This window comes from Fimbriimonadaceae bacterium (assembly GCA_023957775.1).
In the GTDB taxonomy this organism is placed as follows: domain Bacteria; phylum Armatimonadota; class Fimbriimonadia; order Fimbriimonadales; family Fimbriimonadaceae; genus JAMLGR01.
Genome location: JAMLGR010000001.1, coordinates 29,991 through 45,377, shown reverse-complemented (window position 1 = coordinate 45,377; position 15,387 = coordinate 29,991). Strand labels below are relative to the sequence as shown.

Sequence of the window (15,387 nt, the reverse complement as noted above, 5' to 3'; positions counted from 1 at the left end):
AAACCAATATGCGGCTGTCAAAGTGCTCGTGCGCGGGCCGTCGTTCGGCTTCTTGCGAAACCAACCTGCGGCAAGAGGAGATGATACCAGACCGGGAGGGGCAAGTCAAGGGGCCGGAGAGAAAATTTCGCGGCGGGCCCGCAACCCCAACGCACCACGTCCTCCCCCTCCGGCGCCGCTCTACTGCAGCGGGCCGGTCTTGAGGCCCATCTTTCCCGTCTTCGAGTCGAGCGTGTGGCAGTTCAGGCACGCGCCCTGGAACTTCTTGACGAACTCGCTCTCCTCGAGCCTTGCGTAGTGGGCCCGGTGCAGCAACGAGCCGATTTCGCCCAGCGGGGATTCCGCGCGGTGGCACTTGGCGCACTCCGTGGGGACGGCCACACCCGCTTTCAGCTTGGGATGGCCCTTCACCTTCGCCAACAGCGCGCTGAGGCGGTGGTCCTGACCTTCGACCACCACGTGGCAACTGACGCAGCCCTTCGGGAACGCATCCTTGGACGTCAGGCCGGGCAGACCCGCCGTCTGGTCGAGCGAACCCAAGGGGGCAAACGCGCCGACCGCGGCGATCAGCGCGAGGATTCCGATACGCATCACTGTCTCCTCCTCGAAGCGCCCGCCTCAGCAGCGGGCCCTTCCGTCGCCGGCTTCCCCCCGCCTCGCCGGATCGGTATCCAGCAAAAGACCGGTTCCACCCCATTGTACGTCACCCGCCGCGCAGACAACCCCCGTCCCCACTCCCGATTCCCGATTCCCGATTCCCGTCCCCCCCTAATGCATCTCCCGGTCTCCCAGCATCAACTGGATCTGGTTGATCTGCCCGAGGTGGTACTGCATGTTGTTGTGGTGGAGCATGCACACGTCCGCAAGGGACAGCTTCATGCCGCCGCCGAACGGAAGCTCGATCTCCTCTTCAAGGTGCTCGTCCTCCATCGACTCGATCACGCCGCACAGCAGGGCCGTGTGCGACTGGGCGGCCAGGATGCAGTCCTCCACCGTCGCGTGCGTCTGCCTCAGCCGTACCGCCTCCCGTTTGGCGTGCGCGTCGAACACGGGCATCTTGCGCTCTCGCAAGATGGGAAGGAACCATGGCGCGGCCGCGGCGATCTCTTGCATCTGGTCGAGCACGCTCCTCGCCGCTCCCATCGGCACCCACTCCCGCTTGTCTTCCGGCACCGCCCGCGCCGCGCGGCAGATGTCGTCGAGCGCGCGCTGGGTCATGCGGACCGCCTGATCTTGAAAGCGCATGCCTGATTGTAGATCCACAGGGGCCTTGGGTGGAGCGCACGCAGTGACAACTCCCGGGTTCCAAGCCGTTGCATTTGCTTTCTGAGACTCAGGATCCGAAGCCGAACGCACGCCCGACAAGCGGGCGTGGCACCTGAGGGCACCTGGTGAGCCTGGTGGGCATGCCCCTCACGCCCGACAAGCGGGCGTGGCACCCGAGGGCACCTGGTGAGCCTGGTGGGCATGCCCCTCACGCCCGACAAGCGGGCGTGGCACCCGAGGGCACCTGGTGAGCCTGGCGGGCATGCTTCTCACGCCCGTCAAGCGGGCGTGGCACCCGAGGGCACCCGAGGGCACCCGACGGCATCAGATGGCTTTCCGCAACCGTTGGGCGGGATCGGCTAGAGATTGGCGCGGGCCTGTTCGAACAAATCCGCAACGGTGAGCCCGTACGTCTGGCGCAGGGCCCGGTCGGTGGGACTTCGACCCTGAAGCAGCGCCAGCACGCGGCCCCAGGTCGAGCCTCCCACATGGGCGCGCAGCAGATCTCCCAGGCGCCGCTCGTCCCCCATCGACACGAGAAACCTCCCGATCCAACCCGATTGCTGGTAGGCGAGCCACACGTCCCACTCCGGGTTCTCGCCCTCCTCGTCCCCCGCGAACGCCGCCTCCAAGGGTCCCGGAGAACGCCACTTCCCCGCCGCGAGCGCCTTGAGCGCCCGCGCGTCGAAGTTCCGTTCCGCCAGGACGGACACCGCCTCCGAAAGCCAACGCGGTGCCCGTCCCTCGGTCAAGTGGTGCGTGACCACGTGCGCGTACTCGTGCGCGATGGCCTGTCGGAACTCCCCCAGGTCGTCCTGCAGATACGCGGGAAGGCAGATCTTGTCGTAATCCGTGCGCGGGCTGTGGTAGCCGTGCGGGTTGGTGGCCCAAGGGGCGTCAGCCTCGTCGGCGAGCACCGCGATCCTCGTCGCCGCTCCGTGGGTCCAACCCAGACGCTCCGCAACGAGATCACACGTGGCCAGCGTCGCCTCGGCGAGCGCCTTGAAATTGCGCACCTCGTGAGGCAGGTATTCGAATTCAAGCCACTCGGCAAGACGCACGACCCGGCTCTCGCGCCGAGTGGCGGCCTCCGCCTCGATCGAGCGGTAGAAACCCAAGTGGACGCCGAACTCGCCCGTTCCAAGAGACTCGGCAAGCTCGTGGGCGGCCACCACCTCGTCGCGGTCGTACATCCGACCGACCGCCGCCCACAAACTCCCGTCGTCCATTGGACGAGAGTCTATCCTCCGGACGGGAATCGGGAGTCGGGAACCGGGAGTCGGGAATCGGGAACCGGAATCGGGTGGTGTTAGCCGAGACGCCGGACTTCGGCCACCACGTCGTCCTCGTTGGGGATGCACAGCAACTCCAACGGGCGCGTGTACGGCATGGGAACGTTCAGGCCGCCGACCCTCCGCACAGGCGCGTCGAGGTCGTCGAAGCAGTCCTGCGCGATGCGCGCGGCGATCTCCGCGCCGAATCCCCCGCTCTTCCAATCCTCGTACACGACCACACAGCGGTGCGTCTTCGCCACCGATGCGTAGATCGTCTCCGCGTCCAACGGAAGCAACGATCGCACGTCGACCACTTCGACGTCCAGCCCGTCCTTCTCCAGCATCTCCGCGGCCTTCAGGCACACGTGCACCATCCGGCTGTACGCCACGAGCGTGAGGTCCTTCCCCCCTTTCGCGATCCGCGCCTTTCCGAAGGGCACCAACGATTCAGGATCGGTGGAGACTTCCCCTTTGAGTGCGTAAAGGCCGGGATTCTCGGTGAACACGACCGGGTTGTCGTCCCGGATCGCGGACTTCAACATGCCCTTGGCACACCCGGGCGTCGCGGGCGCGACGACCTTGAGCCCCGGCACGTGCGCGTACCACCCCTCCAGCGAGTGGCTGTGCTGCGCGGAGAGCTGGTTCGCCGCCCCGCCTGGGCCGCGCATCACCAAGGGCACCTTGGCCTGCCCTGCCGTCATGTAGTGGATCTTCGCGGCGTGGTTGATCATCTGGTCGAGCGCGAGGATCGAGAACGACATCGTCATCATCTCGACCACCGGGCGCAAGCCCGTCATCGCGGCTCCCGTCGCCATCCCGACGATTCCGGGCTCCGTGATGGGCGTGTCCACGATCCGCCGCCCCCCGTACTTCTCAAACAGCCCTTGGGTGACGCGGAAGGTGCCCTGGTACCGACCGATATCTTCACCAATCACGAACACGTTGTCGTCGCGGTCCAACTCCTCGATCAGGGCTTGGCGCACCGCATCGCGGTAGGTCATCGTCTCGGTTGCCATTAGTGCCCCTCCTCCGGGGTCATGTCCGTGTATACGTGCTCGTACACTTCGCCCGCCTCCGGCATCGGCGAGGCGTCGGCCTCTTCGTAAATCTGCTCGACGCGCTCCTCCAGTTCGGCGTCGATGGCCTCGAGCTTCTCTTTCGTGGCCACTTTGTTCTTCACGAGATACTCTTCGAACAGGTGGATCGGGTCTCGCTTCTTGGCTTGATCGACCTCTTTCGCCGTGCGGTAAAGGCTCTGGTCGTTGTCCGCCGCCCCGTGGCCCGCAAAACGGTACGTCATCACCTCGACGAGATACGGTTTCTGCTCTTTCCGGACCCAATCCACGATCCGCTCGGCATCGGACAACGTCTGGAGAAGGTCCATCCCGTCCACCCGCTCGTGCTTGATGCCGAACGGATACCCGCGCTTGTGCAACTCGGGATCGGCCGCGTGGTACTCGAGGCGCGTTCCCATCGCGAACTCGTTGTTCTCGATGATGAAGATGATCGGCAGGTCCCACAATCCGCACATGTTGAGCGTCTCGTAGAACACGCCGGCGTTCGCGGCGCCGTCACCGAGGTAGCACAAGGTCACCCGGTCCTCCCCGCGGTACTTCGCAGCGAAGGCCAACCCTCCGCCCAGGGCCGTGTGGCCTCCGACGATCCCCCAGCCTCCGTAGAAGTTCCGCCCGATGTCGTAAAGGTGCATCGAGCCGCCCTTGCCCCGGCTCAATCCGCCGCTGCGACCCATGATCTCGGCCATCACGGCGACGGGGTCCGAGCCCAGCACGAGCGCGTGGCCGTGGTCGCGGTACGCCGTGATCACGTAGTCGTAGCCCTTCTTGATCACGTTGAGCCAGCCCACGACAAGCGGCTCCATCCCGATGTACACGTGGAGGTAGCCGCCGGCTTTGCCTTGGCGGTACGCGAAGTTGCACTTCTCCTCGAAGTGCCGCAAGAACACCATCTCGCGGTAGAAGTCCTCGAGCTGCGAGGGAGTGAATTGGGCAGGGGTTTGGGCAGGTTTGGGCACAGCGCTTATTCCTCGATTGTCAGACGACACGTTGGGCGGCTGCGCCGTTGAAGCTCGCGGCCAACGCGTCTAGTCTACCTTTGGGCTCCGCCCAGCTGGTTTGTGGTTGGTGGTTTGTGGTTTGGGCTAGCCGTCCAGCTTTGGGGGAGGAGCAATGTCCCACTTCTTGGGGGGCGTCCGCTTCGGCATCGGTTGGGGCGTTGGGGCCGGGGGCTCCGGTTGGGGTCCTTCCAACGGCTCCGGGACGACCACGGGCGCCTTGGCCTCGACCTCCGCCTCCCGCTTCTTTCCGAAGTCGGCGTCCCTAAGCTTCTCCACCAGGTCCACCCCGGTCAGCCGGCGGAACTGCTCGAGCGTGCTGAACGCCTTGACCGGCAACGAACCGCCACCGTCGCCCAGCCCCGGCGTTCCCGAACCGATCATCGTGACCTTGTCGATCCGCGTCTCGGCGATCGTGTCGGTGATCGCCTCGATGATGCTGTCGAGCTTCTGGAGCAGCAGCACGTCGCGGCCGCCCTTGCCCGCCTTGCGGTAGCTCTCGGCCAGCCGTCTCAGCGCCTCGGCCCGGGCGCGGCCGTCCTCGACGATCTGCACGGTCTTGCCTTTGGCCTGGGCCTCCGCCGCCTCGGACGAGGCCTTGGCGGGCTGAACGACGTCGGCTTCGAGCATCTTCCGCACCTGCTCGACGCGCGCCTTCTGCACGCCGACTTCCGCCTTGGACTGGGCCACCTGCGCGGCGACGGTCGCTAGCTCCTCGGCCACCAGGGCCGCACGCCGGGTCTGGGCGTCGGTCAGCCGCCGCTGCGCGTCGGCTTTGGCGATCGACGTCTGGGCGTCGATCTGAGCCTTGGTCTCCCGCTGAAGGTTCTCCGCGGCGCGCACCATCGAGTCGGCCTTCGCCTTCGCCTCCGCCATCCGGGCCGTGCTCAGGATCTCCGCGCTCTTCTTGCGCCCGATCGAATCGAGGTACTTCACCTCGTCGTGGACGTTCTGGATCTTCAAGGTGTCGACAACGAGTCCGAGAGCCGTCATGTCCTGCTCTACCTCGTGCACGAGGCGCTCGGCGAACTTCAGCTTGTCCTCGTTCACCTCCTCGGGCGTGAGGGACGCCAGCACGCCGCGCAGGCTGCCCTCGAGCGTCGCCTTCGCGATCCGCATGATCTCCTCGCGACTCTTGCCCAGGAACCGCTCGATCGCGTTGTTCAGCACGGGTTCGTTGCCCGCGATCTTGACGTTCGCCACGCCCTGCACCGTGAGCGGAATGCCGCCCTTGGAGTAAGCGTTCGTGGCGCCCACGTCGATCACCATGTTGGTCAGGTCCATCTTGTCCACGCGCTCGAGCATCGGAACCCGGAAGCGCGAACCTCCCTTGACGATCACGTAGCCGTACCGTCGGTTCTCGCCCCGCAATCTGCGGGTGGAGCCGGAAAAGATCAGCACCTCGTTGGGAGCGCAGATGTAGAACAGCCGCCGAAGGCTTAGGAGACCGAGCACTCCGAAAAACGCCAATACCGTCAGGATGATTACGGGAATCACTGCTTGCCCCCTTCCTCTTGGGCCAAGAGGCTGTCTGCCTCTCCTTCCGTCTGCGAAATCGCTTTGCGAATGTCGAGTCCGGTCGTCCGCGTGACGGCGTCGAGCACCGAGCCCAGCATCTCGGGATAGACGCTGAGGTAGTTGGACAGCACCTTGCCGTCCCCGCTGTCGATCATGTCGAGGTTGTCGATCTTGATCTTGGCGACGCCCTTGGCGGCCTTGCCGAGGATCTTCTCGATCTCTTCGATCAAGTAGATGGCCAGCGCTTGGTCGCCCGCCTCGAGCCACGCCGAGTTCATCTCCTCGAGCGCCTGCCCCACGGCGATGCCGCGCTCGCGGAGGATCGCCGCGTCGCCCTTGGCCCGATACTCCTGGGCGACCAGTTGCGCTTCGGCGGGCAACACCTGGTCGGTGTGGAGCCGGACCCCCTCGACCTCGGCGCGCACCTGCTGCAACTCCTGCTCCGCCTTGGCCCGCGCCTCGCGGGCCGCAGCCAGCGTGCGCTCCTCCTCGGAACGGACTTCGGACTCCAGCTCGGCTTGAATCCGCCGCAACTCGTTGCGCATCTGCAGCACCTGCGCCTGCACGTTGGCCTCGATGACCCTGGCGCGGCCGTCGTTCTCGGCCTCGGCAAGCTCGGCCTGGCGTTTCATGTCGCTCTCGGCGATCTCCGCCTCCATCACGACGTTGGCGATCGCTTCCCTGCCGATAGAGTCGAGATAGTGCACCTCGTCCGACACGTGCTGGATCTTCAGCGTGTCGAGATGGATGCCCAGCTTGTTGAGATCAAGCTCCGACTCGCGCAGAAGCTCGTCGGCGAATTTGAGCCGATCCTCGTTCACCTCTTCGGGGGTGAGCCGCGCGAGCACGCCCCGCAGGTGGCCCTCCAGGGTCTCCTTCGCCACTCTCCGAATCTCCGCCGGGTCCCGCCCGAGAAAGCGCTCGATCGCGTTGCCGACCACCTGCGGGTCGCTCGAGATCTTCACGTTGGCGATGGCGTCCATCGCCAACGGGATGCCGCCCTTCGAGTAGGCGTTCCGCGTCTGGATGGGGACCTCCATGATGCTCAGGCTCATGCGGTCGACCTTCTCGACGATCGGCATCCGCCACCCCCTTCCCCCAAAGATCGGTCGGAATCCGCGCTGGGAGCCGTCCGCCATCTTGCGCCGACGCCCCGAGAAGATCAGCACCTCGTTGGGAGGACAGATGTGGAGAAAGCTCTTGATCCATGCCAGGCCGATGAGAATGACGAGGGCGGCGCCGCCCCCGATCATCAGCCCCGTCGTCACTTCCTGCGAAAGTTGAATCGTTGCCATAGAATTAACCAAACACGTCCTCGCGCGAGACCACCCGCGCCTTGTCGCCGACCATTTCCACAATGACCACGGATTGGCCTTCTTCGAAAACCCGGTCCTCGTCGGACGTGGCGAACACGTCCAGCGCCTCGCCCTTCACGTTGCACCGCACGCGGCCCATCAAAGCGCCCCGGATCGGCACCGTCACGCGCGCCTCGATCCCGAGCATGTCGCTCGACGAGATCGAGCTGTCGACGCCGATCCGCTTCAACACCAGCATCAGGTACGAGACGGCCAGACCGACGACCAGGCCCATGGCGATGGACCAGGTGAGGACCGTCGGCTGCGGCGTATCCGTCAGCCACGTGAGCAAGACCCCCGTCAGCCCAAAGGCCGCCAGCAGATAAGTCCAGAACCGAAGGCTGAAGAACGGCAGCCAGGGCCCGGCATGGTCCCCCCCGTGATCGGCGCCGGCGTCCGAATCCGTGTCGGAATCCACTTCGACGTGCACGTCGGCGTCGTGCGTAAAGTCGTGGTCGGTGTCCGCGTCGTGGCCGCCCATGAGCGCGCTCACGAGAACCATCGCGCCGCCCACGATCGCGGTGACGATGTAGAGCGTCAACATCGCGAAGGAGCCTCAAAACCAAAGCCGCCGCGCCCAGCGCGAACGGCCCCCGGTCGAAACCTAATTTCCATCGTCTTCGTAGGAAATCACGCGCCGGAGCATCGGCGGGTTGCAAACGTGCGACCTGCGACGTTGCGGAACGGGAGCCCCAGATTCATGAGCTTCACCCTCGCCGTCCTCGCCCTGTTCGCATCAGGTTCGTTCGCGGACCAAGAGATCGTCCTTCGCGATGTCGAGGGCAAGTCCCACACGATGACCGTTCCGCCCAAGGGGCACACGCTCTCCGCGGTGATCTTCGTGACGGTCGATTGCCCGATCAGCAACGCCTACGCCCCGGAGATCAACCGCCTCGTCGCAGCGTACGATCCCAAGGGCGTCCAGTTCTATCTCGTGCACGTCGATCCCGACCTCTCTTCTTCGCGGGCCAAGGCCCATGCGAAGGAGTTCGGCTTCAAGTGCCCCGTCCTCCTCGATCCGCGCCACCAGTTCGTCAAGGAGCTCGGAGCGACCAAGACCCCCGAGGCGTTCGTCCTCGATCGGAAGGGCCCGGAGCTCTACCGGGGCCGCATCGACGACCGTTGGGCCGACCTCGGCGTGCTGCGCGACCCGCGCACCCACGACCTTCGCGACGCGATCGACGCCGCGCTTGCTGGCAAGGCCGTCAAGGTGAAACGCACCGAGGCCGTCGGGTGCTTCATCCCCAAGGTGTCCTGACCTTTGCCGCCCAAGCACGCCCGTCGAGCGGGCGTGGCACCTCCTGTGCACGATCCCCACTACGGGGCATCAGCCCAGAACCAGCCGCCGCACGTGCAACGCGTAGAGAAGCAGGTAGGCGACAAACGCGATCCACGTGCCTTGCTCGGCGGACTTCGGATGCGACCGCCTCGCGTACTCGAGCAGCAGCACGGGTCCGAGCAGCAGCGCCAATTTGCCGAGGGCGAACGCCATCGAGCCGTGTCGGGCCAGCGCCCGGAAGAACGGATTGCCCTCCTGGTGGCCAAGATTCATCCACATGAGCGACGACACCAGGTCGACGGCGCCCAACACGAGCAGACAGGTCGTGGACAAATGGACGCGCCCGTTCACAGCGTTCCGTACAGGCGGTCGCCGTAGTCGCCAAGCCCGGGCACGATGTACTTCCGATCGTTGAGCCCATGGTCCAACCCCGCCCGTGTAGATCGCAACCTCCGGGTGGGCCGCCTCAAGCCGGGCGACCCCCTCCGGCGCGGCGACCACGCACACCATCGCGAGCTGCTGCGCGCCGTGCGCCTTCATCAGAGAAAGGGCCTGGGCCGCGGAGCCGCCGGTTGCCAGCATCGGATCCACGCAAAGCACGAACCGGCTCTGGAAGTCCGGGAGCTTGCAGTAGTAGCTGTGCGCGATCGCGGTGTCCTCGTGGCGCTCGAGGCCGATGTAGCCGATCGAAACGTCGGGAAACAGCTCCACGATGGGCTCTAACATTCCAAGCCCGGCCCGCAGGACCGGAACGACAGCGAGCCCCTGGCTTAGAACCCGCTGCGAAACGGGCTCAAGAGGGGTTTCCACCACCCTCTCCGCCGTCGCCAGAGTTCGGGTCGCCTCCAAGGCCAGCAATGTGGTCAGGCGTTTGGACAGTTGGCGGAAGCGGTCGGGCGGCGTGGCCACGTCCCGCAGACCCGCCAACAGGTGGCCGGCCAAGGGGTGGTCGAGCACGTGCAGAGGCATGGCTGAATGATAGCCCCTGCTACTTCAAGAGAGACTTGGCGATTACGAGCTTCTGGATCTCGCTCGCTCCTTCGCCGATCTCGGTGAGCTTGGCGTCGCGCCAGAGCTTCTCGATCAGATACTCCTGCATCATGCCTCGGCCACCGTGGACCTGGAGCATGGCGTTGGTCGTGTCCCGCGCCGCTTCGGAGGCGAACAGCTTGGCGTAGGAGGCTTCCTTCACAATCGGGAGCCCCTGGTCGTACATCCATGCGGCTTTGTGCACCAGGAGTCGGGCTGCCTCGACCTTCATGGCGCTCTCGGCGATCATGTTCTGCACGCTCTGCATCGCGGCAAGGGGTCGGTTGAACTGCTCGCGCGTCTTGCTGTAGGAGATGCCCTCCTCGAGCGCCTTCTCCGCGATGCCAAGAGCCATCGCGCCAATGCCCACGCGACCCCGATAGAGAAGCCCGATCACCTGCTCGAATGAGCCCGGCGTATGCCAGCCGACCGCGTCGTTCATCTTGAACCGCAACGTGTACGAGGCGCTCACCCCGATCGTCGGGATGCGGCCGAGATCCTCGAAACCCGGCTGGTCCTTCTCCATGAGGAACGCGCTCAGCTCGGTGTCGCTCACCCGCGCGATGATGATGAAGAGCTTCGCGAACCCGCCGTTGGTGATGAACATCTTCTCGCCGTTGAGGTGGAAGTAGCCCGGCCGCCCCTCGATCGGTGTCGCGAAGGTCTTCACCCGGCGCGCGTCGCTGCCCGCGTCGGGCTCGGTCAGCCCCCACGCCAACGGGATCTCCCCGCTCAGAACGCCTGGGAGGTAACGCTCGCGCTGCTCATCGTTGGCAAAGTGCTCGAAGTGCGCCGCGCACAGGGCGTTGATCGCCGCGACGTTCATGCTGAGCGCCGGATCGCCTTGGGCGATCATCCGGCACATCTCCACGTACGTGCCGCACGAGTAGCCCCGCCCGCCGTAGGCTTTCGGCAACAGGCAACTGGTGATGCCCAGCTCCGCCGTGCGCTTCCAGATATCGTCCGGGAAGGTGGATTTCTCCCACTCACGCGTGTTGGGGAGGACTTCGTCGGCGACGAACCGCTCGACCGTCTCAAAAAACCGTTTCTCTTCGTCGTTGAAGGAAAGAACCATTGCCGGGATTCTACCGAGATCGGCAGGGGTTCGGGGAGACACCAAAAAGCCCCGGGGATCGGCCGGGGCTGAGGCTTCGATCCATGGGGACCGAAATCGACTAGTTGTGGAGCGAGGACGAGCGAGGCGTCGGCGGGGCCGCCTCCACGTACACGCTGGCGGGAACGATGAGGTAGATGTGGTCCCCGATCTCCTCCCACGTGCCTTCCTGAGCGAAGTTGACGCCGCACATGAAGTCCACGATCTTCTGCCGCATCGTGGGCTCGGTGGCCGAGAGATTGAGAATCTGCTGCTCTCCCCGCTTCAAGCCCTGGGCGGCGGCCATCGCATCGTCGAACGAGGCGACTTGTCTGCGGACCGTCACGTGGTACCGGTAGGCCGTGCGCAACTGGTAGGTGCGGGCGTTGCTTTCGGACGGTTCCTCGTCCTCGATCTCGTCGTGGTCGCCACGCGTGAACACGGCGGCGAGTTTCGTAAATATCCCAGGCTTTTCCTGGAGTTCCAGCTCTTCCATGAGTCCTCCAAACGGTCTAATTTTCCCGTGGCCCCAAAAGGGCGGTGCCGATCCGAACGTGGGTGGACCCTTCCTGGATCGCCACTTCGAAGTCGCCGCTCATCCCCATACTCAGACACCCTCCCGGATCCAGAGGCGCCTCCCATTGCGCATCATGCGCAAACGAAGCCCATCTGCCCCGGCTCCAGCCCTGCTGGACCGACGGTCATCAGTCCTTGAAGACGAACGTGCTCCCAGTTTAGGAGCAAAGATTTCGATTCGTCAAGCAAATTTGCGTCTCGGACCCCGATATGGCGTAGGATGGAAGTGAATCAAACCTCCCACAAGTGGCAGGTGAGCCCATGCCTTTGGCAAGTCTCCTCAGACGAATCGTGGCGTCGATCGTGGATGCGATCCTCGCCGCCAGTTGCGTTTTCGGGCTGCTTCGCGCCGGGATCGGGTCTCGGGAACCTCTGGCTCTCATCGGCGTGGTGGTCTTCGCGTTGACGGCCATCCCCGCGTTGATGGCCGTTTTCGAGTTCCGGTACGGTTCGACTCCCGGCAAGTGGCTCGCCAGGATCCGGGTGACCGACGACGACGGCGGTCGCGTCCGTTTCTCACGCGCGCTGAGGCGAAACTTCCTCAAGTGGTGCGCGCCGATGGGGTACGCCACCGCCGCGGAGCTCGGGCTCGTGGCGCACTTCCGGAACCTCGATTTCGTGAGCAGCACCCTTTTGTTCGCCGCCTACGGTCTTGCGAGCATGAACGTGCTCGCGATCTGGCTCAGCACGTACCGCCAAGCGATCCACGATGTCTTGAGCGACACGCTGGTCCTCGTCGCGCCTCGCCGCACTCCGATTCCGCCGTGTCCCGTGAAGGGCCTCGAGGAGGAGCTTCACACCGGGGACCGCAACTAGCGCGGCAAACGAGACCCGGCTTCTTCACGAGCGGCACGCCCGTCAGGCGGGCGTGGCACCCGACTCATCGGCGGACCATCGAGGGTTCAGCCCCTCCACCCTTCTGACGAGCAAACTTCAGGAGGTTCGCCGCCAACTCCCGCTGGCTGTGGAACAGGTGCTCTCCCGCCAGGGCCGCCTCCAGGTTGCGCGCAGCGTCCGCGAACCCATCGGTCGAAAGGTAGGTCCGAGCGAGGCCGAAAAGCGCTTGGGCCCGCACCCGCGCATCCGTCGAAAGCACCGCCTTCTCAAAGTGCGAACGCGCGTCCGTGAGCCGCATCTCCTCCTCGAAGTAAATCCCCGCAGCGAGGTGGGCGGCGGCGGACTCTGGATCGCTCCCCGCGCCCAGGCGCCCCAGCCACGTCTCAACGTCCGCCTCGTTCCGCTGCGCGGCCGCGATGGCGACCCGATCGGCAAATGCCTGTCGCGAGCGGGGAACCACGTCGAGGTTGCACGCCCGTCTTGCGGCCTCCGAGGCCTCGAACTGGATGGCATCGGCCGACACAAACCCTTGGATGCGTCCGACGACGCGACCCTTGCTCGACAGGAACAGGAGCGTCGGGAATCCGCGAACACCCAGCCTCGCCGACTCCCCAGCTTCGGATCCGTCGCCCTGGAGTCTCACCGGAACCAGCGAATTGCCGAGGTCTTGAAACTCCTTGGAGGGAAAGGTCTCCTTCTCGAGTTTGTCGCACCACGGGCAATCCTGCTTCCACAAGAACGCCAGCACGACGCGGCCGCCGCCGGCGGTCCGAAGCGCCGTCGGAAGGTCGGCGGCCCACTGGAGGGGCGCCGCCAAAGCGAGGGCGGCCAAGAGGATCATCGCGCCCCACCGCCTCCGGTATCGCCGCCGACCGGCGGCGGATCCCGCACGATGGGGGGTTTGAACCAGGCCTCCTCCGGGGTGACCGGTGCGCCGAACACCGGCACCAGGGTGACGGTGTCCACCGTGGTGCCGCCTGGCACGACGACCGCTTCCCTAAACCGCCGGATCGCGTGCGAGTCCCGGTCGATCCACACGGTGACGGCCGAGTCCTCAAAGCCCTTCCCCACCAAGACATCGCACAGTGCACCCGTAACCTGCTCGGTGCCCGCCTTCTTCAAGGACGCCAACTGGGCGACCGACCAGCCTTTCCCATCGACGGGCGGCGAGAGCAGGGCGTACACCAGGTCGGAAGCCCCGCCCGAGAGGGCCGAGGCCTCTCCCAACGCCTCCAAAGGCGTGTCGTGGTGCGTGCCGTTGGCGATCGTCGACCACCACGTGTGAGACTTCGTGGCACCCCTCCAAACGACGAAATACTCCTCCGCCTTGGTCGCGGCATTCTTCTCGTGGCATTCGAAACGGATGTGGTCCGGCCGCACGAAAAGGGTGCGGATCGTCCGAACGGAGGGTTCGCCCGTCTCGTCGCCGGCTTCGAAGACCGAAGAGACCACCCCGGTGTCGGCGTACGTTTCGCAGGATCGGTAGGCCGCGCTCATCGAAGCCAAGATCTCCTCGGCCGTTTCGGACGGCTGCAGGGTCGCAAGGGTTAGGAGCAACAGCACGGTTCAACCTCGGGGCGCATTGGGAGCCGCCTCTGGGACATGGTATCCGATTCGGGCCGAAGCGCCCAAGCGCAAAGCAAGAAGGGCCGCTCCGATAGGAGCGGCCCTTCCCTTTCCCGCGAGCGAGGAGGAGTTAGCGGTTTCGCCGGCGCAGGAGCGCGGCCCCACCCAGCAGGAGCGCGGCAAAGGAAGCGGGCTCCGGCACGGGGGTTGCGGCGATGTTGTCGTAGTACATGCTGTTCGGGAAGTCAGGCACACCGCCGCGGAAGCGGATCGAGCGAGCGGCACCGGACTCGAAAACGCTCGACCATCCGAGGGCCATGTAGCTCGGACTTGAGTTACCGCCCCAACTGAGCGTCTTGGTCGCGATCAAGGTTCCCGTGGCATCGAGGCCGCTGTAGACCTCCATCACAAGTTCGTCCTCGTCGCTGCCGAAGTCCGTCATCTCCACCTCGACCTGCTTGACCGCCGAGGAGAAGTTGCCGATAAACCAATCGTCCGTGGTGAGGTTGGCGAACGGATCGAGGACCCGCGTCTCCCACGTGAGCGGGAAGAAGCCTTCGGTGGATGTCGCATCCCAGATGTCGAACGTGGCTCCGCCTTCGCGATAAAGCTCGAGCGTGAGGCCGTTGTCCGTCATCGTCACCGACGTCAACGCTCCGGGGCTCCCCGAGCCGATGTCCGACGTCGCCGCTTCGGATTCGAAGTCAAACAGCGAGTAAGCATGCGCGCCGGCGAACGACGCCACGACCAACGAAACCAATAGACCTTTCATATACTCTCCACCAAATTGAAACTGACTCCCTATAGGGTACACGAGTCGCTTGCACCCGATACCTCGCAAAATTGCCTGATACGTTCAAACCGTCAAAGAATGGTGAGGCCCGCTTCGTTCCAATCGTCGAGAAACCGCTTGAGCCCGATGTCGGTCAACGGGTGCTTGAACAGCATCTTCATGACCTTGAACGGCATCGTGCTGATGTGGGCGCCCGCCTGGAGCGCCTCCACCACGTGCGCCGGGTGGCGCACCGAGGCGACCAACACCTCCGACTCGAAACCGTAGGTCGCCACCATCGCCACGGTGTCCGCCACCGCGTCCATCCCGTCCCCCGAAATGTCGTCGACCCGGCCGACAAAGTTGCTGATGAAGGTCGCCCCGGCCTTCGCGGCCATCATCGCCTGCGGAACGGAGAACACCAGCGTCACGTTGGTGCGGATGCCCTTTTCGGAGAGCGTGCGGACCAGGCGGACGCCCGGCTCGATCATCGGCACCTTGACCACGATCTGCGGATGCCAACTCGAAATCTCGAGGGCCTCCTTGAGCATCGCGTCGTAATCGGTCGCCACAACCTCGGCGCTGATCGCACCCCCCGGCACGAGTTCGCAGATCTTCAGCACGGTCTCGCGAAATCCCTTGCCCGATTTGGCGATCAGCGTCGGGTTCGTCGTGACGCCGTCCAGAATGCCCCACTCGGCCGCCTGGCGGACCTCCTCGACGTCTCCGGTGTCCACGAATAGCTTCATGC

At 65.0% G+C, this 15,387-nt stretch carries 17 protein-coding genes and 1 pseudogene; 2 read left to right on the top strand and 16 right to left on the bottom strand.

Annotated elements, in window-relative coordinates; translation table 11 throughout:
* Nucleotides 1–180: 180 nt before the first annotated feature.
* The 8 genes from M9921_00215 to M9921_00180 all read right to left on the bottom strand — a co-directional run bounded on the left by M9921_00215 (nucleotide 181) and on the right by M9921_00180 (nucleotide 8,028).
* Nucleotides 181–591 (bottom strand): hypothetical protein, encoded by a 411-nt coding sequence (locus M9921_00215; protein ID MCO5295260.1) that lies wholly within the window; start codon nucleotides 589–591, stop codon nucleotides 181–183.
* 177 nt (nucleotides 592–768) lie between these two features.
* Nucleotides 769–1,245 carry a hypothetical protein gene (locus M9921_00210; protein MCO5295259.1) on the bottom strand — a complete coding sequence of 159 codons (477 nt, stop codon included), beginning with the start codon at nucleotides 1,243–1,245 and terminating at the stop codon, nucleotides 769–771.
* A gap of 380 nt (nucleotides 1,246–1,625) precedes the next feature.
* The gene (locus tag M9921_00205) at nucleotides 1,626–2,495 is read right to left on the bottom strand and encodes a hypothetical protein (GenBank protein MCO5295258.1); all 870 of its coding nucleotides are present in this window, start codon (nucleotides 2,493–2,495) and stop codon (nucleotides 1,626–1,628) included.
* A gap of 80 nt (nucleotides 2,496–2,575) precedes the next feature.
* Nucleotides 2,576–3,556 carry an alpha-ketoacid dehydrogenase subunit beta gene (locus tag M9921_00200; GenBank protein MCO5295257.1) on the bottom strand — a complete coding sequence of 327 codons (981 nt, stop codon included), beginning with the start codon at nucleotides 3,554–3,556 and terminating at the stop codon, nucleotides 2,576–2,578.
* Nucleotides 3,556–4,572: a pyruvate dehydrogenase (acetyl-transferring) E1 component subunit alpha gene (gene pdhA / locus M9921_00195; protein MCO5295256.1), complete on the bottom strand. Its 1,017-nt coding sequence runs from the start codon at nucleotides 4,570–4,572 to the stop codon at nucleotides 3,556–3,558. Before pdhA ends, M9921_00200 begins: the two co-directional genes overlap by 1 nt.
* Before the next feature lie 126 nt (nucleotides 4,573–4,698).
* Nucleotides 4,699–6,108 (bottom strand): SPFH domain-containing protein, encoded by a 1,410-nt coding sequence (locus M9921_00190; GenBank protein ID MCO5295255.1) that lies wholly within the window; start codon nucleotides 6,106–6,108, stop codon nucleotides 4,699–4,701.
* Entirely contained in the window at nucleotides 6,105–7,424 is a 1,320-nt protein-coding gene (locus M9921_00185; GenBank protein ID MCO5295254.1) for an SPFH domain-containing protein, read from the bottom strand. The genes M9921_00190 and M9921_00185 overlap by 4 nt, the downstream gene beginning before the upstream one ends.
* 4 nt (nucleotides 7,425–7,428) lie before the next feature.
* Nucleotides 7,429–8,028 carry a hypothetical protein gene (locus M9921_00180; GenBank protein MCO5295253.1) on the bottom strand — a complete coding sequence of 200 codons (600 nt, stop codon included), beginning with the start codon at nucleotides 8,026–8,028 and terminating at the stop codon, nucleotides 7,429–7,431.
* A gap of 156 nt (nucleotides 8,029–8,184) precedes the next feature.
* Here M9921_00180 and M9921_00175 point away from each other — a divergent pair, with 156 nt between their 5' ends.
* Nucleotides 8,185–8,742: a redoxin family protein gene (locus M9921_00175; protein MCO5295252.1), complete on the top strand. Its 558-nt coding sequence runs from the start codon at nucleotides 8,185–8,187 to the stop codon at nucleotides 8,740–8,742.
* A gap of 69 nt (nucleotides 8,743–8,811) precedes the next feature.
* Here M9921_00175 and upp read toward each other — a convergent pair whose 3' ends face one another.
* From upp to M9921_00155, 4 genes and pseudogenes are all read right to left on the bottom strand, one after another.
* A complete protein-coding gene (upp, locus tag M9921_00170) occupies nucleotides 8,812–9,732 on the bottom strand; it encodes a uracil phosphoribosyltransferase (protein MCO5295251.1) in 921 nt (306 codons plus the stop codon).
* A gap of 19 nt (nucleotides 9,733–9,751) precedes the next feature.
* Nucleotides 9,752–10,867, bottom strand: coding sequence for an acyl-CoA dehydrogenase family protein (locus tag M9921_00165; protein ID MCO5295250.1), 1,116 nt, complete (start codon nucleotides 10,865–10,867; stop codon nucleotides 9,752–9,754).
* Between the two features lie 100 nt (nucleotides 10,868–10,967).
* On the bottom strand, nucleotides 10,968–11,381 hold the full coding sequence (locus M9921_00160; protein ID MCO5295249.1) for a cell division protein SepF: 414 nt from the start codon (nucleotides 11,379–11,381) through the stop codon (nucleotides 10,968–10,970).
* A gap of 16 nt (nucleotides 11,382–11,397) precedes the next feature.
* A pseudogene (locus tag M9921_00155) lies at nucleotides 11,398–11,496 on the bottom strand (YggS family pyridoxal phosphate-dependent enzyme).
* 232 nt (nucleotides 11,497–11,728) lie between these two features.
* Between M9921_00155 and M9921_00150 the strand changes: the two are divergent.
* Nucleotides 11,729–12,277: an RDD family protein gene (locus tag M9921_00150; GenBank protein MCO5295248.1), complete on the top strand. Its 549-nt coding sequence runs from the start codon at nucleotides 11,729–11,731 to the stop codon at nucleotides 12,275–12,277.
* A gap of 64 nt (nucleotides 12,278–12,341) precedes the next feature.
* On the opposite strand, the gene M9921_00145 is transcribed toward M9921_00150, so the two are convergent.
* From M9921_00145 to fsa, 4 genes are all read right to left on the bottom strand, one after another.
* Nucleotides 12,342–13,139, bottom strand: coding sequence for a thioredoxin fold domain-containing protein (locus M9921_00145; protein ID MCO5295247.1), 798 nt, complete (start codon nucleotides 13,137–13,139; stop codon nucleotides 12,342–12,344).
* The gene (locus M9921_00140; protein ID MCO5295246.1) at nucleotides 13,136–13,861 is read right to left on the bottom strand and encodes a hypothetical protein; all 726 of its coding nucleotides are present in this window, start codon (nucleotides 13,859–13,861) and stop codon (nucleotides 13,136–13,138) included. The genes M9921_00145 and M9921_00140 overlap by 4 nt, the downstream gene beginning before the upstream one ends.
* Before the next feature lie 133 nt (nucleotides 13,862–13,994).
* On the bottom strand, nucleotides 13,995–14,636 hold the full coding sequence (locus M9921_00135) for a PEP-CTERM sorting domain-containing protein (GenBank protein MCO5295245.1): 642 nt from the start codon (nucleotides 14,634–14,636) through the stop codon (nucleotides 13,995–13,997).
* A 92-nt stretch (nucleotides 14,637–14,728) separates the two neighbouring features.
* Nucleotides 14,729–15,385: a fructose-6-phosphate aldolase gene (fsa, locus tag M9921_00130; protein MCO5295244.1), complete on the bottom strand. Its 657-nt coding sequence runs from the start codon at nucleotides 15,383–15,385 to the stop codon at nucleotides 14,729–14,731.
* Between the last annotated feature and the right edge of the window lie 2 nt (nucleotides 15,386–15,387).